General features: G+C 74.1%; 23 protein-coding genes. 14 read left to right on the forward strand and 9 right to left on the reverse strand.

Features of this window, described 5'->3' with window-relative positions; translation table 11 throughout:
* Positions 1-45 precede the first annotated feature (45 nt).
* A complete protein-coding gene (locus IE251_RS25385) occupies positions 46-546 on the forward strand; it encodes a peptidylprolyl isomerase (protein WP_189755313.1) in 501 nt (166 codons plus the stop codon).
* Positions 547-607: 61 nt separating this feature from the next.
* Here IE251_RS25385 and IE251_RS25390 read toward each other — a convergent pair whose 3' ends face one another.
* Positions 608-1,387 carry a thioesterase II family protein gene (locus IE251_RS25390; protein ID WP_189755314.1) on the reverse strand — a complete coding sequence of 260 codons (780 nt, stop codon included), beginning with the start codon at positions 1,385-1,387 and terminating at the stop codon, positions 608-610.
* A 161-nt stretch (positions 1,388-1,548) separates the two neighbouring features.
* Here IE251_RS25390 and IE251_RS25395 point away from each other — a divergent pair, with 161 nt between their 5' ends.
* The 3 genes from IE251_RS25395 to IE251_RS25405 are packed head-to-tail and all read left to right on the forward strand — an operon-like array spanning position 1,549 to position 4,426.
* Positions 1,549-2,226 carry a helix-turn-helix transcriptional regulator gene (locus tag IE251_RS25395; RefSeq protein WP_189755315.1) on the forward strand — a complete coding sequence of 226 codons (678 nt, stop codon included), beginning with the start codon at positions 1,549-1,551 and terminating at the stop codon, positions 2,224-2,226.
* 14 nt (positions 2,227-2,240) lie between these two features.
* Positions 2,241-3,410 (forward strand): DSD1 family PLP-dependent enzyme, encoded by a 1,170-nt coding sequence (locus IE251_RS25400; RefSeq protein WP_189755316.1) that lies wholly within the window; start codon positions 2,241-2,243, stop codon positions 3,408-3,410.
* A gap of 47 nt (positions 3,411-3,457) precedes the next feature.
* Positions 3,458-4,426: a threo-3-hydroxy-L-aspartate ammonia-lyase gene (locus tag IE251_RS25405; protein ID WP_189755317.1), complete on the forward strand. Its 969-nt coding sequence runs from the start codon at positions 3,458-3,460 to the stop codon at positions 4,424-4,426.
* A 28-nt stretch (positions 4,427-4,454) separates the two neighbouring features.
* Here IE251_RS25405 and IE251_RS25410 read toward each other — a convergent pair whose 3' ends face one another.
* From IE251_RS25410 to IE251_RS25420, 3 genes are all read right to left on the reverse strand, one after another.
* A complete protein-coding gene (locus tag IE251_RS25410) occupies positions 4,455-5,204 on the reverse strand; it encodes a PIG-L deacetylase family protein (RefSeq protein WP_189755372.1) in 750 nt (249 codons plus the stop codon).
* Positions 5,205-5,662: 458 nt separating this feature from the next.
* Positions 5,663-6,760 (reverse strand): enoyl-CoA hydratase/isomerase family protein, encoded by a 1,098-nt coding sequence (locus IE251_RS25415; protein WP_189755318.1) that lies wholly within the window; start codon positions 6,758-6,760, stop codon positions 5,663-5,665.
* A 199-nt stretch (positions 6,761-6,959) separates the two neighbouring features.
* A complete protein-coding gene (locus IE251_RS25420) occupies positions 6,960-7,697 on the reverse strand; it encodes an SAM-dependent methyltransferase (RefSeq protein WP_189755319.1) in 738 nt (245 codons plus the stop codon).
* Positions 7,698-7,994: 297 nt separating this feature from the next.
* On the opposite strand from IE251_RS25420, the gene IE251_RS25425 reads away from it, so the two are divergent.
* From IE251_RS25425 to IE251_RS25450, 6 genes are all read left to right on the forward strand, one after another.
* Positions 7,995-8,333 (forward strand): antibiotic biosynthesis monooxygenase family protein, encoded by a 339-nt coding sequence (locus tag IE251_RS25425; protein ID WP_189755320.1) that lies wholly within the window; start codon positions 7,995-7,997, stop codon positions 8,331-8,333.
* Positions 8,330-9,217 carry an NAD(P)-dependent oxidoreductase gene (locus tag IE251_RS25430; RefSeq protein ID WP_189755321.1) on the forward strand — a complete coding sequence of 296 codons (888 nt, stop codon included), beginning with the start codon at positions 8,330-8,332 and terminating at the stop codon, positions 9,215-9,217. The genes IE251_RS25425 and IE251_RS25430 overlap by 4 nt, the downstream gene beginning before the upstream one ends.
* Positions 9,214-10,308 (forward strand): amidohydrolase family protein, encoded by a 1,095-nt coding sequence (locus tag IE251_RS25435; protein ID WP_189755322.1) that lies wholly within the window; start codon positions 9,214-9,216, stop codon positions 10,306-10,308. The genes IE251_RS25430 and IE251_RS25435 overlap by 4 nt, the downstream gene beginning before the upstream one ends.
* Complete coding sequence (locus IE251_RS25440) at positions 10,305-11,549, forward strand: cytochrome P450 family protein (protein WP_189755323.1); 1,245 nt, start codon at positions 10,305-10,307, stop codon at positions 11,547-11,549. Before IE251_RS25435 ends, IE251_RS25440 begins: the two co-directional genes overlap by 4 nt.
* Before the next feature lie 176 nt (positions 11,550-11,725).
* A complete protein-coding gene (gene mdlC, locus IE251_RS25445; protein ID WP_189755324.1) occupies positions 11,726-13,306 on the forward strand; it encodes a benzoylformate decarboxylase in 1,581 nt (526 codons plus the stop codon).
* A 61-nt stretch (positions 13,307-13,367) separates the two neighbouring features.
* Complete coding sequence (locus IE251_RS25450; protein WP_189755325.1) at positions 13,368-14,627, forward strand: MFS transporter; 1,260 nt, start codon at positions 13,368-13,370, stop codon at positions 14,625-14,627.
* A 30-nt stretch (positions 14,628-14,657) separates the two neighbouring features.
* On the opposite strand, the gene IE251_RS25455 is transcribed toward IE251_RS25450, so the two are convergent.
* Entirely contained in the window at positions 14,658-16,739 is a 2,082-nt protein-coding gene (locus IE251_RS25455) for a SpoIIE family protein phosphatase (RefSeq protein WP_189755326.1), read from the reverse strand.
* Between the two features lie 493 nt (positions 16,740-17,232).
* On the opposite strand from IE251_RS25455, the gene IE251_RS25460 reads away from it, so the two are divergent.
* Positions 17,233-18,288: a class I mannose-6-phosphate isomerase gene (locus IE251_RS25460; protein WP_189755327.1), complete on the forward strand. Its 1,056-nt coding sequence runs from the start codon at positions 17,233-17,235 to the stop codon at positions 18,286-18,288.
* 184 nt (positions 18,289-18,472) lie between these two features.
* On the opposite strand, the gene IE251_RS25465 is transcribed toward IE251_RS25460, so the two are convergent.
* From IE251_RS25465 to IE251_RS25475, 3 genes are all read right to left on the reverse strand, one after another.
* Complete coding sequence (locus tag IE251_RS25465; protein ID WP_189755328.1) at positions 18,473-18,904, reverse strand: tetratricopeptide repeat protein; 432 nt, start codon at positions 18,902-18,904, stop codon at positions 18,473-18,475.
* A gap of 156 nt (positions 18,905-19,060) precedes the next feature.
* The gene (locus IE251_RS25470) at positions 19,061-20,572 is read right to left on the reverse strand and encodes a glycoside hydrolase family 43 protein (protein WP_189755329.1); all 1,512 of its coding nucleotides are present in this window, start codon (positions 20,570-20,572) and stop codon (positions 19,061-19,063) included.
* A gap of 81 nt (positions 20,573-20,653) precedes the next feature.
* A complete protein-coding gene (locus IE251_RS25475; RefSeq protein WP_194552777.1) occupies positions 20,654-20,860 on the reverse strand; it encodes a hypothetical protein in 207 nt (68 codons plus the stop codon).
* A 171-nt stretch (positions 20,861-21,031) separates the two neighbouring features.
* On the opposite strand from IE251_RS25475, the gene IE251_RS25480 reads away from it, so the two are divergent.
* The 3 genes from IE251_RS25480 to IE251_RS25490 all read left to right on the forward strand — a co-directional run bounded on the left by IE251_RS25480 (position 21,032) and on the right by IE251_RS25490 (position 22,813).
* Positions 21,032-21,682, forward strand: coding sequence for an NUDIX hydrolase (locus tag IE251_RS25480; RefSeq protein ID WP_189755331.1), 651 nt, complete (start codon positions 21,032-21,034; stop codon positions 21,680-21,682).
* Between the two features lie 167 nt (positions 21,683-21,849).
* Positions 21,850-22,386 (forward strand): hypothetical protein, encoded by a 537-nt coding sequence (locus IE251_RS25485; RefSeq protein ID WP_189755332.1) that lies wholly within the window; start codon positions 21,850-21,852, stop codon positions 22,384-22,386.
* A gap of 142 nt (positions 22,387-22,528) precedes the next feature.
* A complete protein-coding gene (locus IE251_RS25490; RefSeq protein WP_030784294.1) occupies positions 22,529-22,813 on the forward strand; it encodes a GlsB/YeaQ/YmgE family stress response membrane protein in 285 nt (94 codons plus the stop codon).
* A gap of 46 nt (positions 22,814-22,859) precedes the next feature.
* On the opposite strand, the gene IE251_RS25495 is transcribed toward IE251_RS25490, so the two are convergent.
* The gene (locus IE251_RS25495; RefSeq protein ID WP_189755333.1) at positions 22,860-23,771 is read right to left on the reverse strand and encodes an NAD-dependent protein deacetylase; all 912 of its coding nucleotides are present in this window, start codon (positions 23,769-23,771) and stop codon (positions 22,860-22,862) included.
* Positions 23,772-23,781: the final 10 nt, after the last annotated feature.

The raw sequence follows: 23,781 nt of genomic DNA on the forward strand, positions 1-23,781 counted from the left end.
ACCTGTAGCGTGGGCGAGTCCCACCGGAATGAGGAGATTTTTTCAATGTCGACAGTCGAGCTGAACACCAGCGCCGGCCGGATCGTGCTGGAGCTGAACGACGCCGAGGCGCCCAAGACGGTCGAGAACTTCCTGGCGTATGTGCGCAGCGGCCACTACGACGGCACGATTTTCCACCGGGTCATCAACAACTTCATGATCCAGGGCGGTGGCTTCACGCCGGACATGAAGCAGAAGTCCACCCTGGCGCCGATCCAGAACGAGGCCGACAACGGCCTGAAGAACGACAACTACACCGTGGCGATGGCGCGGACGAACGACCCGCACTCCGCGACGGCCCAGTTCTTCATCAACGTTTCGGACAACGCGTTCCTGAACCACACCTCGAAGAGCCCGAACGGCTGGGGCTACGCCGTGTTCGGCCGGGTCACCGAGGGCCAGGACGTCGTCGACGCCATCAAGGGCGTGAAGACGGGCAGCCGCCAGGGCCACCAGGACGTCCCCACCGAGCCGGTGGTCATCGAGTCCGCCAAGATCCTGGGCTGACACCCTCCCGCCGGGCGGCACCGTCTCGACCGGTGCCGCCCGTCGCATGCGCCCGGCGCGTTCAGAGGGCCGCCCCGGCGCCGGGCGCGAACCGCCGTAGCGCGGTCTCGATCCCGGCCAGGACGTCCTGCTGCCGCGCGACCAGGTAGAAGTGGCCCCCGGGGTGGACGTGGCACTCGAACGGGCCGTCGGTCTCCCGGGCCCAGGCGCGGGCCTCGTCGGGGGTGACCCTGGGGTCGGCGTCGCCCGTCAGGACGACGAGGGGGCAGCCCAGCCGCGGTCCGGGGGTGGGCCGGTAGGTGTCCACGACGCGGTAGTCGGCCCGCAGCACGGGCAGGATCAGCCGGCGCAGTTCCTCGTCCTGGAAGACGGCCGCGTCGGTGCCGTCGAGCCGGACGACGTCCTCGATGAGCCGCGCGTCGTCGTCCGGGTGGAGGCTTTCGGTCCGCTGGGCGGACGGGCCCGCGCGGCCGGAGAGGAAGACCACCGCGGGGGGCCGGCCGGCGTTCTCCAGCAGCCGGGCCAGTTCGAAGCCGACCAGCGCGCCCATGCTGTGCCCGAACAGTGCCAGCGGCGTCCGGTCCCGCTCGTCCAGCGCGTCGAACACCCCCTGGGCGAGTTCCCGCACGGAGTGCGCGAAGGGTTCCCCGGCGCGGTCCTGGCGGCCGGGGTACTGCGCCACCCGCACGTCCACCGCGGGCGACAGCGCCTTGGAGACGGGGAAGTAGAAGCTCGCGGAGCCGCCGGCGTGCGGCAGGCACAGCAGCCGCGGCACGCCCGGGCCCGGCTCGTGGAAGCGGCGCAGCCACTTCGATGGCCCCGCACTGGACCGGTCTGCCATGCGTCCCCCTCGACGGTACGTACCGTGTGCGAAAGCTGCCGGTACGGAGGGTAGTTGACGCCCGGCGGCGATGCGATCGGGATCCCCTGGACAGCGGACACCAGGCAACTTAGACTCTCCGTCCAGAAGTAGACCGCATGTCGAGGCGAGCGGGGAGGCCCATGGACCACCGGGTGGACGCCACGGGCGAGGACGGCGCGGACGAGCACCTCCTGAAGGAAGCGGATGAGCACCTCCTGAGGGAGGCGGAGAAGATCGCGGTCGCGCTGGGCCGTATGTTCCCCGGCCTGTGCGAGGTCGTGCTGCACGACCTGCGCGACCCGGAGCACGCGATCCGCGCCATCGAGAACAACCTGTCGGGCCGTCAGGTCGGCGATTCCGCCACGGAGTTGGGCCTGGCCCGCATCGCCGACCCGGACTACCCGGGCGTCGTGCAGAACTACCCGAACCGGTTCCCCGACGGCCGCCCGGCCAAGAGCACGTCCATCGGCATCAAGAACGCGGCGGGCGAGTACGTCGCCGCCCTGTGCCTGAATCTCGACGTGTCCGTGCTCTCCCCCGTCACCCTCGCCCTGTCCAACCTCGTGGCGACGGACTCCGAGCACCGCGAGCGTCCCCTGGAGACCCTGCGCGACCGCACCGCGCGGGAGCTGCGCGAGGTGGTGGAGGCCCGCGCCGCCGAGCGTGCCGCCACCCCGCGCTCGCTGAGCCGGGAGGAGAAGAAGGCGCTCGTACGGCAGTTGCAGCGCGACGGCTACTTCGACTCGCGCGACGCCGCGCAGACCATCGCGGACCTGCTCGGCGTGTCCCGGGCGACGGTCTACAACTACGCGAAGTGAGGGGTCACCCGCCCATGAGCACCGCCTTCTCCCCGGCCGCCGTGCGGACGCTGGCCGATCCCGACACGCCGTTCGCCGTGGTGGACGCGCACCGGGCACGGCGCAACATCGCCCGTCTGCGGGCCCGGGCGGACCGCCTCGGGGTCGGCCTGCGCCCGCATGTGAAGACGGCCAAGAGCCTGGACGCCGCCGCCCTCCTGCACGACGGCGCGCCCGGCCCGGTCACCGTCTCCACCCTCGCCGAGGCCGGGGCGTTCGCCGACGCGGGCTACCGCGACCTCACCTACGCCGTCGGCATCGAACCGCGCAAACTCCCGCGCGTGACCGCCCTGGTGCGGCGCGGTGTCACCCTGCGCGTCCTGCTGGACAGCAGCGAGCAGGCGGAGTTCGTCGCCGCGGCGGCCCGGGAGACCGGCCTCGCCCTGCCCGCGCTGATCGAGATCGACTGCGACGGCCACCGCGGCGGCCTCAGGCCCGACGCGCTGGGACTCACCGGGATCGGCCGTGTCCTGCACGACGCGGGCTGCCTGGACGGCGTGCTGACCCACGCGGGCGAGTCGTACTCCGCCTTCACCGCCGAGGAGCGGCGCGCGGCGGCGCGGAACGAACGCGACGCGGTGGTCACGGCGGCGCGGCGGCTGCGCGCGGCCGGCCTGCCCGTGCGCACCGTCAGCGTGGGCTCCACCCCCACCGCGCACGCCGCCGACGACCTCACCGGGGTCACCGAACTGCGCGCCGGGAACTACGTCTTCTTCGACCTGGTGATGGCCGGTCTCGGCGTCTGCGCGCCGGCCGACATCGCCCTGTCGGTGGTGGTCACCGTCATCGGGCACCGCCCGGAGTACGGGTGGATCGTCACCGACGGCGGCTGGATGGCCCTGTCCCGCGACCGCGGCACCGCCGGCCAGCCGCGGGACCAGGGCTACGGTCTGGTCACCGACCTGTCCGGCCCCCTGATCCCGGGCCTGGTCATGACCGCCGCCAGTCAGGAGCACGGCACCCTCACCGCCCGGGACGGCGCGGCCCTGCCCGAGCTGCCCATCGGCACCCGGCTGCGCGTCCTGCCCAACCACGCCTGCGCCACCGCCGCCCAGCACCACGGCTACCACGTCGTCGACAGCGGCCGCGGCACATCGGCGTCCCCCGCGATCGAGGCGTACTGGCCGCGCGTCTCCGGCTGGTGACCGCCCCGCTCCCCCCTTCCCCGTCCCGTCACCCGAAGGACCAGTCCATGGCCGCCGCACCGCCCCTCACGCTCGCCGACGTCCGCGAGGCCGCCGCCCGCCTCGAGGGCGTCGCCCACCGCACCCCCGTCCTCACCTCCCGCACCCTGAACTCCCTTGTCGGGGCGGAGGTGTTCATCAAGGCCGAGAACTTCCAGCGGATCGGCGCCTTCAAGTTCCGCGGCGCCTACAACGCCGTCGCCCAACTCCCCCCGGAGCAGCTGGCGAAGGGCGTCGCGGCCTACTCCTCCGGCAACCACGCCCAGGCCACCGCGCTGGCCGCTCGCGAACTGGGCACCAGTGCGGTCATCCTGATGCCCGAGGACGCTCCCCGCTCCAAGCGGGAGGCGACGGCCGGGTACGGGGCGGAGATCGTCACCTACGACCGCTACACCGAGGACCGCACCGCGCTCGGCCACGCCCTGGCCGAGGACCGCGGTCTGGCCCTGATCCCGCCGTACGACCACCCGCACGTCATGGCCGGCCAGGGCACCGCCGCCCTCGAACTGCTGGAGGAGACCGGCCCGTTGGACGCGCTGGTGGTGCCGGTGGGAGGCGGCGGCCTCATCGCCGGCAGCGCCACCGCCGCCACCGCGCTGCATCCCGGCATCCGGGTGGTCGGCGTCGAGCCGGAGGCGGGCGACGACACCAGGCGTTCCCTGGCGGCCGGCGCGCGCGTCACCGTCCCGGTGCCCCGCACCATCGCCGACGGGCAGGCGCTGGCCACTCCCGGCGAACTCACCTTCCCCGTCAACCAGCGCCTGGTCGACGCCATCGCCCTGGTCACCGACGCCGAGATCGTCACCGCGATGCGGTTCGCCTTCGAGCGCCTGAGGATCGTCCTGGAACCGAGCGGTGCCACGCCGCTGGCCGCGCTGCTGGCCGGGCGCGTCGACCGCCTCCCGCGGCGGATCGGCGTCATCGCCTCCGGCGGCAACATCGACGCCGCCCGCTTCACCGCCCTCGTCGGCGGGTGAGCCGCCCGTCCGGCCGAGGATCAGGCCGTCACACCAGGTAGGCGCCGTCGGTGAGGCCGACGCGGGTATAGTACTCGGTGCCCAGGAGGCGGTCGCGGGTCTCCTGGGGGAGACGGGCGAGGAGCCCGGGCAGCGCCCGGTCCCGCGCCACCTCGCTGCGGTGGGCCTGGATCGCCGCCCACTTCCGCTCCCGCCACGGCCGTACGTCCACGGTGTCGGTGACGTGCGAGTCGGGCACGCTCAGCACGGACTTGCCCACGCCGTCCAGGAGTTCACCCAGATCGGTCACGGCCGAGTGGGGGTGGGTCGCCAGGTACAGGGCGCCGGGCCGCCAGGGCTCGCCCGCCTCGGGGTAGAGCCGCCCCAGCCCGGCGGCGGTCACCGCGAGCAGGGTCGTCCGGTGGGTGTGCCGGTGGTCGGGGTGGCCGGTCAGCTGCCCGTAGGCGTCATGGGTGAGGACGATGCCGGGCCGGACCTCCCGGATGTGGGCGACCAGCCGTCCGACGGCCTCGTCCACCGGGGCGTCGCACCAGCGCGGCCGGCCGGGGGCGGAGTCGGGGACCCGGTGGTCGGCGTAGCCGAGCAGGCGCGGCGGTCCGGGGACGCCGAGGGCCGCGAGGGAATCGGCGAGTTCACCGGCGCGCGGGCTGCCGGGCGCCCAGGTCGCCGTGACGACGGCCGTACGGGCGCCCTCGGCGGCGTACCGGGCGAGGATTCCGCCGGCGAGGAGCGCCTCGTCGTCGGGGTGGGCGAACACGGCGAGCAGACTGGGCGGCACGGCTTCCTCCACGGCGTCCGGGTACCTCTCGGCGACCCCGGCCGGCTCCGCCGCCGGGACCGGGTCCATGGTCACATCCGGAGCCGGTGCCAGGTGGGGAAGTACCCGGCCACACCGGTGCGGCGAGCCTGCGTCCGGCGGCCCCGGCCGCACGAGCCCCGGTCCGGCGGCACGCGCGCCTCTTCGTGTTCCTCCGGGTCCGAGCCGCTCGGCCGTACTCCCCGGACGGCGGCGATACGGTCACCGACGGCCGCTGACGACGCGGCCTTTCTTGTCGGTGCGGCCGAAGTGCGCTCGCGTCGGCGGGAGTCGGTGGTGGCCACCGCCGCCCGCCCTGGCGCGGAGACGACAGCCCCACGGCGTCGCCGGTTCCGCCGGTTCCGCGCACCGCCGCGGGTGGACCGGGCGGGCCGCGTCCGAACGTTCGCCCGCCGGGTGTGGTCGGCTCGCCGGTGTGTTCAGCGCGGGCCGGCTGCGGCCGCGTCGTCGCCGAGTCCCAACTCCTTGTCGCCCAGCGGGGCGAAGAAGCGTTCCACGTCGGCGTCGGTGACCTCGGCGAGGGTCGCGGGGGACCAGCGCGGACGGCGGTCCTTGTCGATGATCTGCGCCCGGACGCCCTCGACCAGGTCGGGGCTGTCCAGGGCGGCGCAGGAGACGCGGTACTCCTGGTCGAGGACCCGCTCCAGCGAGCCGAGGCGCCGGGCGCGGCGGATCGCGGCCAGGGTGACCTTGAGCGAGGTGGGCGACTTGGCGAGCAGGGTCTCGGCCGCCTCCTTCGCCTCCGGGCCGCCGTGGGCGAACAGCCGCGCGACGATCTCCTCGACGGTGCCGGCGGTGTAGCAGGCGTCGATCCAGGCGCGCTGGTCGGTCAACGTCCCGTGCGGCGGCCGCTGTTCGTGGCGCGCCAGGGCGTCGGCCACGGGGCGGGCGGCGAGGTCCGCCAGGAAGGCGGGGACGGCCTCGTACGGCAGGTAGTGGTCGGCGAGTCCGCAGAGCAGGGCGTCCCCGGCGCCGATCCGCGTGCCCGTCAGCGCGAGGTGGGTGCCCAGTTCGCCGGGGGCGCGGCCGAGCAGGTGGGTGCCGCCGACGTCGGGGACGAAACCGATGCCGGTCTCGGGCATGGCGATCCGCGAGCGTTCCGTGACGACGCGGACGTCGCCGTGCGCGGAGACACCGACGCCGCCGCCCATGACGATGCCGTCCATGACGGCGACGTACGGCTTGGGGTAGCGGGCGATGCGGGCGTTGAGGCGGTACTCGTCGCGCCAGAACGCGGCGGAGGCGGTGCCGTCGCCGTCGCGGGCGTCGTCGTGGACGGCGCGGATGTCGCCGCCCGCGCACAGGCCGCGCTCCCCCGCGCCGGTGATGACGACGGTCTCCACGGCCGGGTCGCGTTCCCAGGCGGTCAGGGCCTCGTCGATCCGGCGGACCATGGCATGGTTCAGGGCGTTGAGCGCCTCGGGCCGGTTGAGCGTGAGGTACGCGGCCCGTCCCTCCGTGCGCAGCAGGACGGGTTCGGCGGTGCCGGGCGCGGCGGTCCGCGCGCTGCCGGTCATCCGGACACCTCCATCAGGCCACCGGCCACGATGACACGCATGATCTCGTCGCTTCCTTCCGGTCGGGTGCACCCACGGTCACGGACGATCTTCTCAGTGCCGTGCCCGCCGGGGTGGCGGCAGCCCCCCCCTCTGTCGCGCCGACGAGGCGTCGCGGGCGTCCCCTGCGGGATACCCGTGTCCGCGACGGCCCCGGCGTTCAGTCCGCCGTCGGCCGCAGCACGAGGCAGACGAAGCCGAAGACGTCCCGGTAGACGCGCAGCCACTCGTCGCGGTGGGCCGTGGCCGTCGCGAGCGCCTCGGCGCTGTCCGGGTGGCCGGGGTGGTCCAGCGCCCAGGAGGCGAGCGTCCCCGTCCACGCCCACTCGTAGTCGTCCAGTTCCCGGCGGGTGCTGATGTGCCCGTGGACCGGTGTCCAGCCGTCCGCGGCGACCCGGTCCAGCGTGGTCGGCAGGTCGTCCAGGTCACCGAGGAGCGCGGCGGCCTCGGCGGAGGGCTCGCGGTCCCAGTACCCCTCGCCGGCCAGGACCCGTCCGCCGGGCGCGAGGTGCCCGCGGGCCGCCGCCAGGGCCGGGAGCAGGCCGCCGAACGCGTGCGTGGCCCCCACGCACAGCACCAGGTCGAAGGAGTGCGGGGCGGTGAACCGGGCGGCGTCCTGCCGGTGGAGGACCAGGCGGTCCTCGACGCCGAGCCGGCGCGCGGCCCGGCGGGCGTCCGCCAGCGCGCGCTCGGAGAGGTCGACGCCCTCGGCACGCAGTCCGGGACGCGCGGTCAGGGCCCGCAGCAGCCATTCGCCGCCGCCGCAGCCGAGGTCGAGCACGCGTCCGCCGCCGTGCGGCAGGGCCCGTTCCAGCAGCCCGCGCACCGCGTCGTCGTCGAGCGGCGCGGCTATCGGATGATCCGCGTGAGCGCGCCTGGAGATCTCCTCACGGTCCACCGGCGGAGCCTGACACGACCGGCGGCACCCTCGCACCCGGATTTCCGCCGGGCCGCGCGCGGGGAGCCGATCGAAACCGTGGCCACTCGAAAGGGGCACGCGCCGCGCCCCGTCCGGACCCGTCCCCGGCAGCCCCGCGCCCGGGCCCCCGGCCGGGCCCCGACTCACCCGAAACGACTAATGACGCAGCGTGCACCCCTTGTGCCCACTGGGGCCTCCCCCGTTCGGAGTTGCGGCCGTACGGGCGACATGAGTCCGTGGGTGTCGTGTCCCACCGGATCTCACCCAGGAGGAGACATGGGCACCAACCACCAGGGCCGATCGGCCGACAAGCTGGGCGTCGTCTTCGCGGTCCGCGTCATCGAAGGCCGCGAACAAGGCTTTCTGGACCTGTACGAGCAGCTCCGGAAGTCGGTGGCCGGCACCCCCGGCCACATCGTGGAAAGGCTCGGCCGGCCCGCCGACGACTCCCGTCAGTGGGTGATCACCAGCGAGTGGGAGTCGGCCGAGCAGTTCTTCGCCTGGCAGCAGAGCGAGGAGCACCGTGAACTGGTCGCGCCGCTGCGCGAGTTCGTCGACCAGCGGCAGTCGCTGCGCTACCGGGTCATCAAGGAGACGCGGGGGGTGCGGTCGTGACGCGCACCACCCACGGCCCCGTCGCCGTGCTCGGCCTCGGCGCGATGGGCGCCGGGCTGGCCCACCGCCTGCTCGACCAGGGCATACCGGTCCGGGTCTGGAACCGTACCCCGGAGCGGACCGCGCCGCTCGCCCAGGCCGGCGCGCACGTCGCCGCCCACCCCGCCGAGGCGGTCGCGGGCACGAGCGCCGCCATCTGCGTCGTGGCCGACGGCCAGGCCCTCGGCACCGTGCTGCGCGGGCCGGACGGCGTGCTGGCCCACGGCCCCTACCCGGGCACGCTGCTGTGCGCCAGCACCGTCGCCCCCGAGGAGATCGTCCAGATCGCCGGGGACCTGCCCGCGACGCTGGACGTGGGCATGCTCGGCAACCGCGACCACGCCCGCGACGGCGAGCTGCGGTTGTTCGTCGGCGGCACGAAGGAGGCGTTCGATGCCGCCGGTCCGCTGCTGCGGGCGCTGGGCAAGGACGTCGTCCATCTGGGCGCACTCGGTTCCGGCATGCGGATGAAACTGCTCCTCAACCTGCTGATGGGCATCGAGGTGCAGGCGCTGGCCGAGGCCACCGAACTGGCGGAGGCCTCCGGGCTGGACCGGCAGCTGGTCCTGAAGACCGTCGCGGGCAGCGGTTTCGCCTCGCCGGTCATGGCGTTCAAGTCCCGGCGGCTGGCGGCGGGCCGCTTCGACGAGCCGGACTTCCGGCTGCGGCTGATGGCGAAAGACCTCATGCTCGCTACCAAGCAGGCGGCAGCCGCCGGCCTGAGCCTGCCGCTGGCGACCGCCGCGGCGGAGACCCACGTCCGCGCCACCGAGCAAGGGCTGGGCGACCAGGACTGTGCCGCGATCACCCGCGCACTGAGACCGAAACCGGGAACCGACACGTGATCATCGACATCCACGGGCACCTATCCCCACCGGAAGCCGCCGAACGCTTCCCCATGCCCCCGGCCCTGACCGACGTCGACGGCATGCTCGCCGCCCGCGCCGAGGCCGGCATCGACCTGACCATCATCGGCAGCCCCGTCGGGGCCGGGGCGATGGCGCGGGTGCCGGGCGTGGACAACTACGCGCAGCCACGTGACCGGCTGCGCGCCTTCCACGCGTGGATGTCGGACCTGATCCGCCGGTTCCCGGACCAGTTGCGCGGCTATGTGTACGCCAACCCGTTCGGGGACGACGATCACCTGGAAGGGGTGCGGGAGACCCTGGCGGACCCCGCGTTCGTCGGCCTGATCACCACCTCCAGCGTCCACGGCGAGCTGCTCGGCTCGCCGCGCGCGGACCCGTTCTTCGCGCTGGCCGCGGAGGCGGGGGTGCCGGTCCTGGTGCACGCCCCGGCGGAGCCGGCCGGCACCGAACGGGTCGAACAGACGCCCTTCGTGGAGCAGATCGGCCGCTTCGGCGACGTCACCCTGGGCATGGCGATGATCGCGTTCGCCGGGTGGCTGGACAAGTACCCCGGTCTGCGGCTGATCGGCGCGACCGGCGGCGGCGCGCTGGCGCTGCTGCCCGAGCGCCTGCAGACCGCGGCGCGCCCCCGGCACTGGGCCGGGGGCGCGCCCGCCGCCGGCCGGCCCGGGAAGCCCAAGGCCCCCGGTGCGGCCGGTGCCCCCGGTTCCGCGCACGCGCCCACCGCGCCCACCGCGTCCGCCGCATCCGGCACGCGCCAAGCACCCGCCGCTCCCCCGGCGTCCGGGCCCGCCCCGGCCCCCGGCCTCACCCCGTCCCCCGACCCCGCCGCCGCCCTGCGGCGCATGTACGTCGACACCAGTCCGTTCAGCGCGGCGCACCTGAGCCTGAACGCGGAGGTGCTGGGGCCGGAACGGATGCTGTTCGGCACCGACTCGCCGCCGATGGCCGCGCCGCTGGAGGACTTCGTCCACATGGTCGAGAAGCTGCCGCTCGACAAGGCGTCCCAGCAGCTCATCCTCGGCGGAAACGCCCAAGCTCTCTTCGACCTCAGGAGCCGTCCGTGACCACCACGCAGGAGGCCGTCGCCGCTGCCGAGCGGTGCACCCCCGAGTTCCGCCGCGACCCCCACGCCGTGTACGCCCGGCTGCGCGCCGAGGCGCCGGTGTGCCCCATGAGACCGCCGCACGGCAACGAGACGTATCTGATCACCCGGTACGAGGACGCGCGGGCCGCGCTGTCGGACCCGCGTCTGAGCAAGGACATGTACGGGGCCATGGACGCCTACCGGAGGATCTTCGGGGACTCGTCCATCGCGCTGGACGACAACATGCTCAACTCGGACGCGCCCAAGCACACCCGGCTGCGCAGGCTGGTCAACTCGGCTTTCACCCCGCGGCGGGTGCAGGCGCTGCGGCCGCGCATCGAGCAGATCGTCCGCGAGCTGCTCGACGCGTGCCCGCCTGGGGAGCCCGTCGACCTGCTGCCCGCGTTCGCGTTCCCGTTGCCGATCACCGTGATCTGTGATCTGCTCGGTGTGCCCGCCGAGGACCGGTCGCGGATGCAGCGGTTGTCCACCACGGTGGCGCAGACCGGTTTCGGCGAGGAGTTCAAGCGGGCCCAGCAGCAGGCGGAGGAGGACCTGCACGGCTACTTCACCGAGCTGATCGACGCGAAGCGGAACCGACCGGGCGACGACCTGCTGAGCGCGCTCATCGCGGTGCGGGACGGCGCTGACGGCTCGCTCACCCAGAACGAACTGGTCTCCACGGCCTTCCTGTTGATGTTCGCGGGCCACAAGACGACCGCGTACCTCATCGGCAACGCCGTGTACCACCTGCTGCGCCACCCCGAACAGTGGAACGCCGTACGGGAGAACCCGGAGCTGATCCGCGCGGCGGTCGAGGAACTGGTGCGCTACGACGGCTCGGTGGAGACCGCGACGTTCCGCTACGCCACCGAGGACGTGGAGTACGGCGGAACCCTGATCCCCAAGGGCGCCCTGGTCCAGATCGCGCTCAGTTCGGCCAACCGCGACCCGGCCAAGTTCGACTCCCCCGACACACTGGACATGCGGCGGCCCGGCAACGCGCAGGACGCCCACCTCGGCTTCGGGCACGGCAGCCACTACTGCCTGGGCGCCCCGCTGGCCCGGCTGGAGACCCAGCTGGCCCTGACGCTGCTGTTCGACCGCTTCCCCCGGATGGCCCTGGCCGACCCGGCCGCCGGGCCACGGTGGCTGGAAGTGCCCTTCCCCGCCTTCCGCGGCCTGGCGGAGCTGCCGGTCGTCCTGGAGCCCGCCGGGTAGGCGCGCGGGGAACGCGCCGGAAACCAGGGGCGACCGGCGTATGGCGGCCGGGGCGCGCGCTCCCTACTGTGTGCCGCGTCATCATGTGGCGCGGCACCATGTGGCACGGCACCATGTGCCGGTCATCGTGTGGCGCCTCGCCTCGAAAGGGACCGCCCGTCCGGAAGGGGCCGCCCGTGCCGTCCGTGCGCCGCATCGCCCACGAGTTCCTGGAGCGCCAGGGGCTCACCACCATCTTCGGCAACCCGGGCTCCAACGAACTGCCCTTCCTCGCCGGGCTCCCCGACGGGTTCCGCTACGTGCTGGGTCTGCACGAGGGCGCGGTCGTGGGCATGGCCGACGGCTACGCGCAGGCGTCGGGCCGTCCGGCGCTGGTCAGCCTGCACTCGGCCGCGGGGTCCGGCAACGCGCTGGGCGCGCTGACGAACGCGGTGGCCTCCCGCACCCCGCTGGTCGTCCTGGCCGGTCAGCAGGTACGGCCGGCGATCGGGCCGGAGGCCTACCTCACCAACGTCGACGCCCCGGCCCTGATGCGGCCGCTCGTCCGCTGGGCCGCCGAGCCGGCGTGCGCCCGGGATGTGCCGCGCGCGCTCGCCCAGGCCGTCTTCGAGGCGCGGTTACGGCGCGGGCCGGCCTTCCTGTCCGTGCCGTACGACGACTGGACGGCCGAGGCGGACGAGAACGCGCCGGCCGTGCTGGAGCGCCGGGTCGAGCGGGCCGGGGCGCCCGGCGCGGAGCAGGGGCGCCGGCTGGCCGAGGCGGTGGCCGCGGCCCGGCGGCCCGCCCTGGTGCTGGGCGGTGACATCGACACGGACGGGCTCTTCCACGACACGGTACGGCTGGCCGAGCGGCTCGGCGGCCCGGTGTGGGCGGCGCCCTCGGTCTTCCGGCTGCCGTTCCCCAACCGCCATCCGCTGTTCCGCGGTGTGCTGCCCGCCGGCATCGAGCCCGTCTGCCGGGCCCTGACCGGCCACGATCTCGTCCTGGTCCTCGGCGCCCCGGTGTTCCGGTACCACGAGCACCTGCCCGGCCGGTACCTGCCGGAGGGGACCCGGCTGATCCAGGTCACCGAGGACGTGTCCGCCGCCGCGCGGGCCCCGGTCGGCGAGGCGCTGGTCGCCGACCCCGCCGCGGTGACCGGCCTGCTGCTGACCGCGCTCGGCGCGCCGGGCCCGCCCGTGGGCGACTATCGGCCCGTGCCGGCGCCGGCCGGTACGGAGGGGCCTCGCCTGCATCCGGAGGAGGTCTTCGCGGCCCTGCGGGAGGAACAGCCCGCCGACACGGCGTACGTCGTGGAGTCGACCTCGACCAACTCCTCCTGGTGGCGTCAGATGGATCTGCGCCGCCCGGGCTCGTACTACTTCCCGGCGGCCGGCGGCCTCGGCTTCGGGCTGCCCGGTGCGGTCGGCGTGGCCCTGGCCCGGCCCGGCCGGCCGGTCGTGGGCGTGATCGGGGACGGCTCGGCGAACTACGGCATCACCGCCCTGTGGACGGCCGCCCGGCTCCACGTCCCCCTCACCGTGGTGCTGCTGCGCAACGGGACGTACGGGGCCCTGCGCTGGTTCGGGGAGCTGCTCGGGGTGCCGGACGCGCCGGGACTGGACATCCCCGGCCTGGACTTCACCCGTATCGCCGAGGGCTACGGGGTGCCCGCCCGGCAGATCGGCGGCGTGGCGGAGCTGCGGGCCGCGCTGTCCGAACCGGTCGACGGGCCCCGCCTGCTCCAGGTCGACACCGCGCTCACCACGCCCGCCTAGCCGCCCGCCGCCGGTCCGGTCCCGCCCACCCGTCCCGCAGCCGCTCAGGGGGTACGTCGCCATGTCAGTCGCCTCGTCCGGCGCGTCCGGCACCTCGGCGGAAGCCGGCGGCGCCGGGCGCGCCGTCCGGACGGTGATCCTGTGCTGGACCACCGTCCTGCTGGAGGGCTACGACCTCGTCGTCCTCGGCGCCATCATCCCGACCCTGCTGAAGACCCGTCACCTCGGCATGACGGCGGGGGACGCCACCACCATCGCCACGCTGTCGCTCGTCGGCGTGGCCGTCGGCGCGCTGCTGGCCGGCCCGCTGGCGGACCGGCTCGGCCGGCGGCCGCTGCTCATCGCCTCGGTGGTGGAGTTCTCCGTGTTCACCCTGCTGGTGCCGTCGTCCGGTTCGGTGGCGGTGTTCGCCGCGCTGCGCCTCGCGGCCGGGGTGGGCCTCGGCGCGTGCATGCCCGTGTCGCTGACGATGACGGCCGAGCGGCTGCCTGCCGAGCGGCGGGCGCGCGCCGGCACGCTGACCATGACCGGCTACCACACCGGTGCCGTGATCACCTCGCTGCTGGCGCTCTGGGTGAGCGGCGACTGGCAGGTGCTCTTCTACGTCCTCGGCGCCGCCGGGCTGGCCGTCGCGGCCGTCCAGTGGTTCCTGCTGCCGGAGTCGGCGGCGTTCCTGCGCGCCAGGGCGGCGTCCGGGTCCCCGCGGGTGCCCTTCGCCGAGCTGCTCAGACCGCCGTACCTGCGTGCGGGCATCGGGGTCTGGGTGGCCTCGTTCATGGGGCTGCTGCTGGTGTACGGCCTGAACACCTGGCTGCCCAAGCTGATGAACGACGCCGGGTATCCCGTGCCGACGGCCGTGACCCAGCTGCTGGTGCTCAACGCCGGCGGGGTGGCCGGGCTGGTGCTGGGCGGCTTCGTGGCCGACCGGCGCGGCATCAAACCGACCACGCTGGGCTGGTTCGCCGGCTCGGCGGTCCTGCTGGCCTGCCTCGGCGTCAGGATGGACAGCGACCTGCTGCTCGGCACGGTCGTCTTCCTCACCGGCGTGTTCGTCTTCTCCGCGCAGGTGCTCGTCTACGCGTACGTCACCCACTTCTACCCGGCCGCCGTCCGGGGCACCGCCCTCGGCTCGGCGTCCGGCATCGGACGCGCCGGTTCCCTCGTCGGCCCGTCGGTCACGGGCGCCCTGGTGACCGCCGGGATCGGCCATCCCTGGGGTTTCTGTTTCTTCGCCGCCGTGGCCGTCTGCGCCGTCCTGGCCGTCCTCACCCTGCCGGGCCGTCCCCCCGGCCGGGGCGCCGAGGACGGTCCGGGCGCCTGACGGCTTTCCGGCCGGGCGGCGCCGGGGTGCTCAGGCGGGCGCGAGGGGTTGCGCGCAGGCGATGAGAAGGGCCACGTCGTCGTGGTCGGCCGGGTGCCGCAGCAGGCGCAGGAGCCGGTCGCAGGTCTCCTCCGTGGACTGGTCCGACGGTGCCAGGAGACGCAGCAGGGCCTCCAGGCGCTCGTCGATGGGGTCGTCACGGGTCTCCACCAGCCCGTCGGTGTAGAGCACGAGGCGGTCGCCGGGCTTCAGCTCGACGGTGGTGCTCTCGAAGGGCACGCCGCCCACCCCGAGCGGCGTGCCGGTGGGCAGGTCCAGCAGCCGCGGCTGCTCGCCGGTGCGCACCAGGGCCGGGGGCAGATGGCCGGCGGACGCCACGTGCAGCCGGGCCCGGTGGGGGTCGTAGACCGCGTACACGCAGGTGGCGATGTACGGGTCCAGCTCGCGGGTGATCTTGTCGAGGTGGGTGAGGATCCGGGCCGGGTCGAGGTCGAGGTCGGCCAGGGTGGCGGTCGCGGTGCGCAGCCGGCCCATGGCGGTGGCGGCCTGGATGCCGCTGCCCATGACGTCGCCCACCGCGAGCGCCGTGCGGTCGCCGTCGAGCGGGATCACGTCGTACCAGTCGCCGCCGACCTCGTCACGGGCCTGGGCGGGACGGTAGCGGACGGCGATCTCCAGGCCGGGGCGCCGGGGCGGGGGCTGCGGCAGGAGGCTGCGCTGGAGGGTCTCGACGGCACTGCGGATGTGCTGGTGCAGCACGGCGTTGTCGATGCTCAGCGCGGCGGAGGAGGCCAGCTCGCAGGCGAGGGTGAGGTCGTCCTCGTCGAAGGGCAGCGGGTTCCGGGCCCGGGCCAGGCCCATGACCCCGATGATCTTCCCGCGGGCGATGAGCGGGACGGTCATGTCGGTGTGGACGCCGGCCCGGGCGAGCAGGGCGGCGGCCTCGGAGTCGGCGGCGATGCGGGAGTGCTCGCCCCCGCCCAGGTGGGTGATCAGCAGGGGGCGGCGGCTGCGGATGCAGTGCGACGCGGGGTGTTCGGCGTGGTAGGTGGTGAGGCGGCCGGGCGGCACCATGGCCCGGCCGGCGTCGGTGGGGTAGGCGGTCTTCACCGCCACGACGCGGAACAGCGCGGGTCCGTCGCCGAGGGCGGTACGGCCGGTCTGCAGGACCGAGTCGAGGAGGTCCACCGTCACCATGTCGGCGAGGCCCGGCACCAGCACGTCGGCCAGTTCCCGCGCGGTGCGTTCCACCTCCAGGGTGGTGCCGATCCGGGCCGAGCCGTCGACGATCAGCCGCAGCCGCCGCTGGGCCTGGTCGGCCTTGCGTGCCGCCCGGTACCGGTCGGTGACGTCGACCACCACGTTGGCGATGCCGAGGACCCGGCCGCGGTGGTCCTCCAGCCGGTACACGGACACCGCCCAGGCGTGGTTCTGCTCCCGGTCGGCGGCCGTACGGCCCACCACCTGCTCCTCCACCACGGGGGTGCCGGTCTCCAGGACCCGCCGCATGACGGCCTCGGCGCGCTCGAAGTCCGGGCCGGAGAGGATCTCGCGGAACGAGCGGCCGACGTGGTCGGCCTCGGGGACGCCGTGCATGGCCGCGAGGGCGGGGTTGACGGCCAGGTAGCGCAGCTCGGTGTCCATGACGGCCAGCCCGATCGGCGCCTGGCTGACCAGCCGGTCGGACAGGGCCAGCTTGTGTTCCATCTGCCGCAGGGCGACTCGGTCGACCGCCAGCCCGAGGGCGTAGTGGTCCCCGAGGCTGTCCGTCAGCCGGACGTTGCGGAACTCGACCATCCGGGTGCTGCCGTCCTTGTGCCGGACGGGGAAGGCCCCCGCCCAGCGCCGGCCGGTCTCCATCACGTCGGCGAACAGGGTGACCGCCGCGTCCTGGTGCTCGGGGTGGAGGAGCAGCGGCGCCGCGTACTGCCCGACCGCCTCGCCGCGGGTGTAACCGAACAGTTCCTCGGCCTGGGGGCTCCACATGTCGATCTTGCCGTCGGCCTCCAGCAGCACCGCGGCGACGCCCAGCAGGTCCAGCAGCCCGCTGGGGTCGGCCGCGGCGCCCGGCAGAGGCTCGGCCCGCTCCGGGCGCGGCTTCTGTCGTCCCATCGAAACGCGCTCCTTCCCTCGGCCGCGCCACCGGTACCACCGGTCACCGCCGGTGCGGCCGGCTCGCCCCGCGGTTCGGAGAAGACGACGTCCTCCCCGCGGATCACCAGCCCCCTCCACGATGCGCCACACCGCCGGGGACGGCCACGGCGGCGGGCTGGGGGGTGGCTATGGCGGGGGCCGGGGGTGGCTGTAGCTATGGGCTGGGGAGAGCTGCGAGGGGGGCCTGAACCGGCCACGACGGCGCGCCGGGGGCGCCCCCGGCAACAGGCCGGAGACCGCTACGACGGCAGGCTGAAGGCCGCTACGACGGCGGTGCGGGGACGGCCACGGCGACGGGCCGGAGACCGCTACGACGGCGGTGCGCGGAGGACCACGGAGACGGGCGTTCACCGGCGCTTCGCCCCGGTTTGCGCCCAGGGGCGGCGGGAACCCCCGCAGCGGAGAACCCCCGGACCGAAGAACGCCCGAGCGAACGCGGGAGGCGCAGCCCATGGACTGGTACCCGTTGCGCCTGACCACGCCCGTCAAGCAGCACGTCTTCGGCGGGCGTGTGCTGGCCGACCGGTGGGGCCGCGCCGGACTGCCGGACGGCCCGGTCGCCGAGACCTGGGAGGTCAGCGACGTGGACGGCGAGGGCGCGGTGGTGACCGCCGGTCCGCTGGCCGGGCGCGCCCTGCGCGATCTGGTGCGGGAGCACCCCGAGGGCCTGCTCGGGCGCGGTCCGTACGGCGAACGCTTCCCCGTGCTGACGAAGTTCATCGACGCCACCGGTCCGCTCCCGGTCCATCTGCACGCCGACGACGAGACCGCCCGCCGTGTCGAGGGCGAACCCAATGGCAAGACCGAGGCGTGGCACGTCCTGGAAGCGGCGCCCGGGGCCACCGCCCTGGCCGGCGTCCGGCGCGGGGTCGACCGCGACCGGCTGCACCGGGCGCTGCTGGCGCAGGACTTCGACGCCGTCCTGCGCCGCCTGCCGGTACGCGCCGGGCAGACCCTCTACGTCCCCGGCGGCACCCTGCACAGTTTCGGCCCGGGCACGCTCGTCTACGAGATCGAGCAGACCTCCGACATCCAGCAGCACGCCATGCGCCACCGGATGGAGGACGGCGCCCCGATCCCCGACCGGGAGTGGCACGCCGCCGTCGAACGGCTCCTGGAGGAGTGGCGGCCCGAGCCGCGCCCCGACTTCCGCTCCGGTCTGAGCGTGCCGGTGGACGACGGTGTGGAGCGAACCGTGCTGTGCGCCGGGCGCTATTTCGCGCTGGAGCGGTGGCGGGCCGGGACCGCGGCACCGCTGGTGCACGCCTTCTCCACGGCGATGGTCCTGAGCAACGCGGGGGCGCCGGTCACCGTGACCACCCCGGGGGGACGGGAGCGGCTGGCCCGGGCGGAGAGCCTGCTGCTGCCCGCCGCGCTGGGCCGGTTGCGGATCGAGGGCCCGGCCGATGTCCTGCTCGGTTATCTGCCCGACCTCGACGCCGACATCCGCGCCCCTCTGCTCGCCGCGGGCCACGGCCCGGCCGCGATCACCGCGCTCGGCTCCTGAGGGAGCCGTCGGTCTGAAGGGCGGTAGCGCGGATTCGTACTCCGGGGCCGCAGGCCGCAGCAGGGCGAGCAGCGCGGTGCGAGGCGGCCCGGAGCCGGTGGGTGGGCGACGCGCCGCCCACCCGCACCGTCGCCCCCGGCACCGCACCGCACACCGCCCCACCTCGGCCCCGGGGGGGCGCCCGTCAGTCGTCGGCGGGCAGCTCGCCCACGAAGGCACCGGCCATGCGCAGCCAGGGCGTGGCCTCCTCGTGACGGCCCTGCCGCTCCAGGGTGCGGCCCAGCATCAGGTGGGCGTAGTGCTCCACCGGATCCCGGTCGATGATCCGCCGCAGCTGCTCCTCGGCCCGCCGCAGCTGTGCCGAGTGGTAGTAGGCGCGGGCGAGCAGCAGCCGGGGCCCGGTCTGCTCGGGGGCCTCCTCGACCACGGCGGTGAGCAGCCTGGCCGCCCCGGCGTAGTCCTTGGCGTCGAACAGCAGCCGGGCGCGTTCCCAGCGCTCGGCGGTGGTCTCCTCGTGCGGGACGCCGGGGCCGTTGTCGAACAGGTGCAGGGCGCTCGCCCAGCGGTCCGGCGCGACTCCGCCCGTCGCCGGGTAGTCGTGGAAGGTGTCGCTCATCAGTCCTCCCTCGGGTACTGAGCGGCCCGTTGATTGATATCTCAACCAACGACTGCCCGAACCGGCGCGGGACGGCGGGTATTCCCGGGCGCGACCGGCCGGCCCGGAGCCCCGGCCCCGGCCCCGGCCCAGGGGTGCGACCCCGCCCGCCCCGCGTCAGTCCTCGTAGGGCTCGTAGTCGAACCAGTCGAAGTGGACGGTCCCGGTGGAGGCGTACAGGCCGATCACACGGCCGGTGAAGCCGCCGGCGACCTCGGTGGACAGGTACCGGCCGTCGAGCCTGGCGAGTTCGGTGAACGTGCCGTCCGCTTCCCGCACGCCGAGCGCTACGGTGTCGGGACCCTCCCGCGGGTCGGTGACCTCCCACGCGGGGGTCGTCTCGACGCCGAGCACCACCGGGCCGCCGGCCGACGGGCGGGAGGCCACCACGGACCGCAGCGGGCCGATCCGGGCGATCACCCGCACCTCGTCCGCCGTGGCCTCGATCTCGTAGTGGTGCCGCTCGTCCAGGCGGACGGCCAGGCCGCCGCTGCCCCCGGCCGGGTCGACCAGGGTCCGCGCGCGGCAGGCCGGGTGCTGCTGGCGTCGGCCGGCGAAGGTGACGTCGCTGTCGTCCAGCGAGGCCCCGCGGGCGCGCAGGGTTAGCCAGCCGGCGCGTTCCTTGGTGGTGCAGTCCTCCTCGTGGCGGAAGCGCGGCGAGATCCAGCCCGGGGCGAGGCCGCCGCCTTCGAAGTCGTCCCGGACCGGCGCGGCGGCGGGCCGCCGGAGCGGCCACGGCGGCGGGGCCGGGGAGGTCGTCACCTCGCCGACGACCGGCCAGCCGTCGGCCCAGGTCACCGGGGCCAGGAACGTCTCCCGGCCCAGCACGTGCCAGCCGGGGGTCCCGCCGTGCGGCCGGACCCCGAGGAACACCATCCACCACGAACCGTCGGGCCCCTGCACCAGGTCGCCGTGGCCGGTGTTCTGGATGGGGTGGTCGGTGCCGCGATGGGTCAGGACGGGGTTGGCCGGGCACGGCTCGAAGGGGCCGTCGGGGGCGCGGCCACGGGCGACCGAGACGGCGTGGCACCGCTCGGTGCCGCCTTCGGCGATGAGCAGGTACCAGTACTCGCCGATGTGGTACAGGTGCGGCGCCTCGGGGGCCTTGGCGCCGGGCGTGCCGGACCACACGCGCCGCGGCTCGCCGAGGGTCTCCCCCGTGTGCGGGTCGATGCGGACCTGGCTGACTCCCGCCACGGTGCACCAGCAGGTGCCCTCGTCGTCCCAGGCCAGGTCGGGGTCGATGCCCCGCACCCCGGGCAGCCGGACCGGATCGGACCAGGGACCGGCCGCGTCGGTGGCGGTGAACAGGAGGTTCCCGTCGCCGCTGACGTTGGTCACGATCAGCCAGAAGCGGCCGTCGTGGTGGCGCAGCGTGGGGGCGTAGAGGCCGCCGGAGGAGGGGGCGCCGGGCGGCAGCCGCAGTTGCTCCGGCCGGTCCAGGGCGTTGCCGATCTGGGTCCAGTGCACCAGGTCGCGGCTGTGGAAGACGGGGATGCCGGGGTAGTACTCGAAGCTGGAGCAGGCCAGGTAGTAGTCCTCCCCGGCCCGGCAGACGCTCGGATCGGGGTGGAATCCCGGGATCACGGGGTTGCTGAGGCTGATGCCGCTCTCGGGCGCGCTCGGCACATCGAGTCCTTTCCGGGATGACCCGCACCTACCGCGTGGAACGAAAGTTTCGCTCGGAGGTTCGAATGATTCCCGGGGAGGCTATCGACAGCTGTTGGAGCGGTCAACGGGTGTGTCCCGGCGCGGTGGCATGCACGCGGGGTGGTCGCGGATCAGTTTGCGGATCGGGGTCTCCACGACCTCGACGGCGCCGGCCCGCTCCTCCGGGGCGGCGCAGACTCCCTGGAGGACCAGTCCCCTGCTCGCCGCGCGGGACGAGTCGGCCGGAGAGGACCATCCGCCGGGCATCGCGAACGGCCGTACCATCGCCACCGCCGCGCTCGCCGAACGGCAGGGGGCTGGGACGACAGACCCCGGTCGCCACCCTGTTCACGACCCGCAGGCTCGCCCGGCCCACCTTCGACCGGGTCCGGGCCGGCCGCCCGGCCCGGCTCGCGCCCCGTCACTAGGATTCCGCGCATGGCCACAGCCCCTCACGCAGTCCTCGATCTCCTTGCCCGCTACGAGCCGAAGAGCACCGCCGAACGCGCGGACGTGGAGCGGGTGCGCGCCCTCGTCGCGTCGGGCGACCCGTGGCGGCGGTCGACTCCGCTGCACGTCACCGGGTCCGCGCTGATCGTGCACCAGGACAGCGGCCGGGTCCTGCTGCGCTGGCACCAGCGCCACGGGACCTGGCTGCTGGTCGGCGGGCACGCCGACCCCGAGGAGTCCGACCCGCTCGCCATCGCCCTGCGGGAGGGACGGGAGGAGACGGGACTGACCGATCTCACGCCCTGGCCGGACGCCGAGGTGCGGCACCTGGTGATCGTGCCGGTGCCGGCCAACACCCGGGAGGAGGCGCACGAACACGCCGACATCCGCTTCGTCCTGGCCACCCGGACCCCCGAGGCGGTCCACCCGGAGAACCCGCAGGCGCCGCTGCGCTGGCTGACGCCGCGGGAGGCGCGCCGGGTGATCACCGAGGAGAACGTCCGGGAGACCCTGTCCCGCGTGGAGCCACTGCTCGCGGGCCGACCGGCCGGAGGCCCCCGGGACGCGGCTCCCGGCCGGCCGGTGCCCCGCGAAAACCTGCCGCGCACCAGGCCGGTACTCCGCGAAGACCTGCTGTGAACCCCGTCGCCACCCGAACGGCGGGGTCCCACCCGAACGGGTGAGGCCGGCCGGACCGCGGCCCCTCCATCGGGTCCTCCCCCGACATTCTCCGGACGCTGAGTGATCAGGCGTCTACGGTACGCACATGCCGCGCTGTGTGCCGCGGTCACATAAGGAGGGACCCTTTGGCATCGGTCTGCGACCCCCGGTACGCGCCCGCCGGCGATGTGAGCGGAGCGCTCATGGTGATCGACTCCCGGCTCAAGTCCATCTACGACGGCGGGACCGCGATCGACCCCGAACAGCAGCAGTTGATCGACCAGTTCACCGCGTCCCTGGGCCCGAGAGGGGCGCACGACCTGCTGGACGGCGCCTGCACGATCATCTACATGTTCATGACCTGGCTGCGGATGGCGTACGAGGATCACGACAAGGACGTCATCGAGTACGTGGTGCCGAGCCTGGTGGCCTCGATGCGCATGATGCCCAAGAGCATCCGCCCGGAGGCCATCCCCACCATGGCCGGCCTGGTCGTCTCGGCGGGCATGGGCCTGAGCCCCAGCCTGTGGCGCAAGCAGTACGGCAAGTGGACCAAGGAGGAGATGAACCCCCTGGAGGCCACCGCGTTCCTGCTCGCCGAGCACATCAACCGCCTCACCGACGACCGCGAGTTCGCCACCCGCCTCATCAGCAACGCACTGTCCAAGGCGGAAGGCGCCTGAGCGGCCCGACTTGTGCCGGTGTGGCCCGGCCGTCGTGAGTCTCTCCCTCACCGCGTTCAAAAAGGGACGTTTGTGCGAGCGCAGACGGTACACACGATGAGCTAACAGGCTTTACCCGACGAACGTTGAAACGGAGGCCACCATGGGCATCATCGCGTGGATCATCCTCGGCCTGCTCGCCGGCGCCATCGCCAAGGCCCTCATGCCGGGCAAGGACCCCGGCGGCATCATCGTCACCATGCTCATCGGTGTGGCCGGCGGTCTGCTCGGTGGCTGGCTCGGGAAGGTGGTGTTCGGCGTCGACTCCGTCGACGGGTTCTTCGAGCTCTCCACCTGGATCGCCGCCATCGTCGGCTCCCTGATCCTGCTCGCCCTCTACCGCCTCTTCACCGGCAGCCGGCACTCCCACTCGCACCGTCACGCCTGACCCGTTGACACCGACCGCGGGCCGGTCCGCGCCGCGCCATGAGGCGTCACGGTCTCACGCGGGCCGCCTTCCCGCCGTCGGCGGGAAGGCCCAGCCGGCCGGCCACGGTGGTGAGAGACGTTCCCAGAGGAAGCCCGACCCGGGTGACCGCGTGCCGGTCGCCACGGGTCGGATCCCTGTTCACGATCAGCACCGGCTTCCCCTCCTGGGCCGCCTGGCGGACGAACCGGAGCCCGGACATCACCGTCAGCGACGAGCCCAGGACCAGCACGGAGGTCGCCTCCCGGACCAGTTCGCGACAGTGCTCGACCCGCCGCGGCGGCACCGCCTCGCCGAAGAACACCACGTCCGGCTTGAGAACGCCGCCGCAGAGCGCGCAGGGCAGCACGCGGAAGTCCCCGACCTGTTCGTCGGTGAGATCGGCGTCGCCGTCCGGGTTGATGCCGGCGGCCACCGGCGCGAAGCCCGCGTTGGCCTCTTCCAGCCTCCGGGCGAGTTCCCGGCGCGCGCTGCGGGCGCCGCAGGACAGACAGACGACCCGGTCCAGACCGCCGTGCAGTTCCACGACATCCTCGCTGCCGGCGGCCTGGTGCAGGCCGTCGACGTTCTGGGTGATCACCCCGGAGAGCAGGCCGTGCCGCCCGAACGCGGCCACGGCCCGGTGCCCGGCGTTGGGCTCGGCGCGCCCGAAGGTGCGCCAGCCGAGGTGACTGCGCGCCCAGTACCGGCGCCGGGCCCGCGCGCTCGCGGTGAATTCCTGGTAGGTCATCGGGGTGTGCCGGCTCAGGCTGCCGCCCTCGCCCCGGTAGTCGGGGATGCCCGACTCCGTGGAGATGCCCGCGCCGCTGAGCACCAGCACACCGCCGGTGCTCAGCGCCTCCACGACCGGTTCCAGGTCCGTGCTGCCCGGCAGCGGGTCCTCGGTGGGCGTCCAGCTCAAGGTGGGGCGCATACGCATGGAGCCAGCG

Origin of the sequence: Streptomyces eurythermus (genome assembly GCF_014649115.1) — a bacterium.
In the GTDB taxonomy this organism is placed as follows: domain Bacteria; phylum Actinomycetota; class Actinomycetes; order Streptomycetales; family Streptomycetaceae; genus Streptomyces; species Streptomyces eurythermus.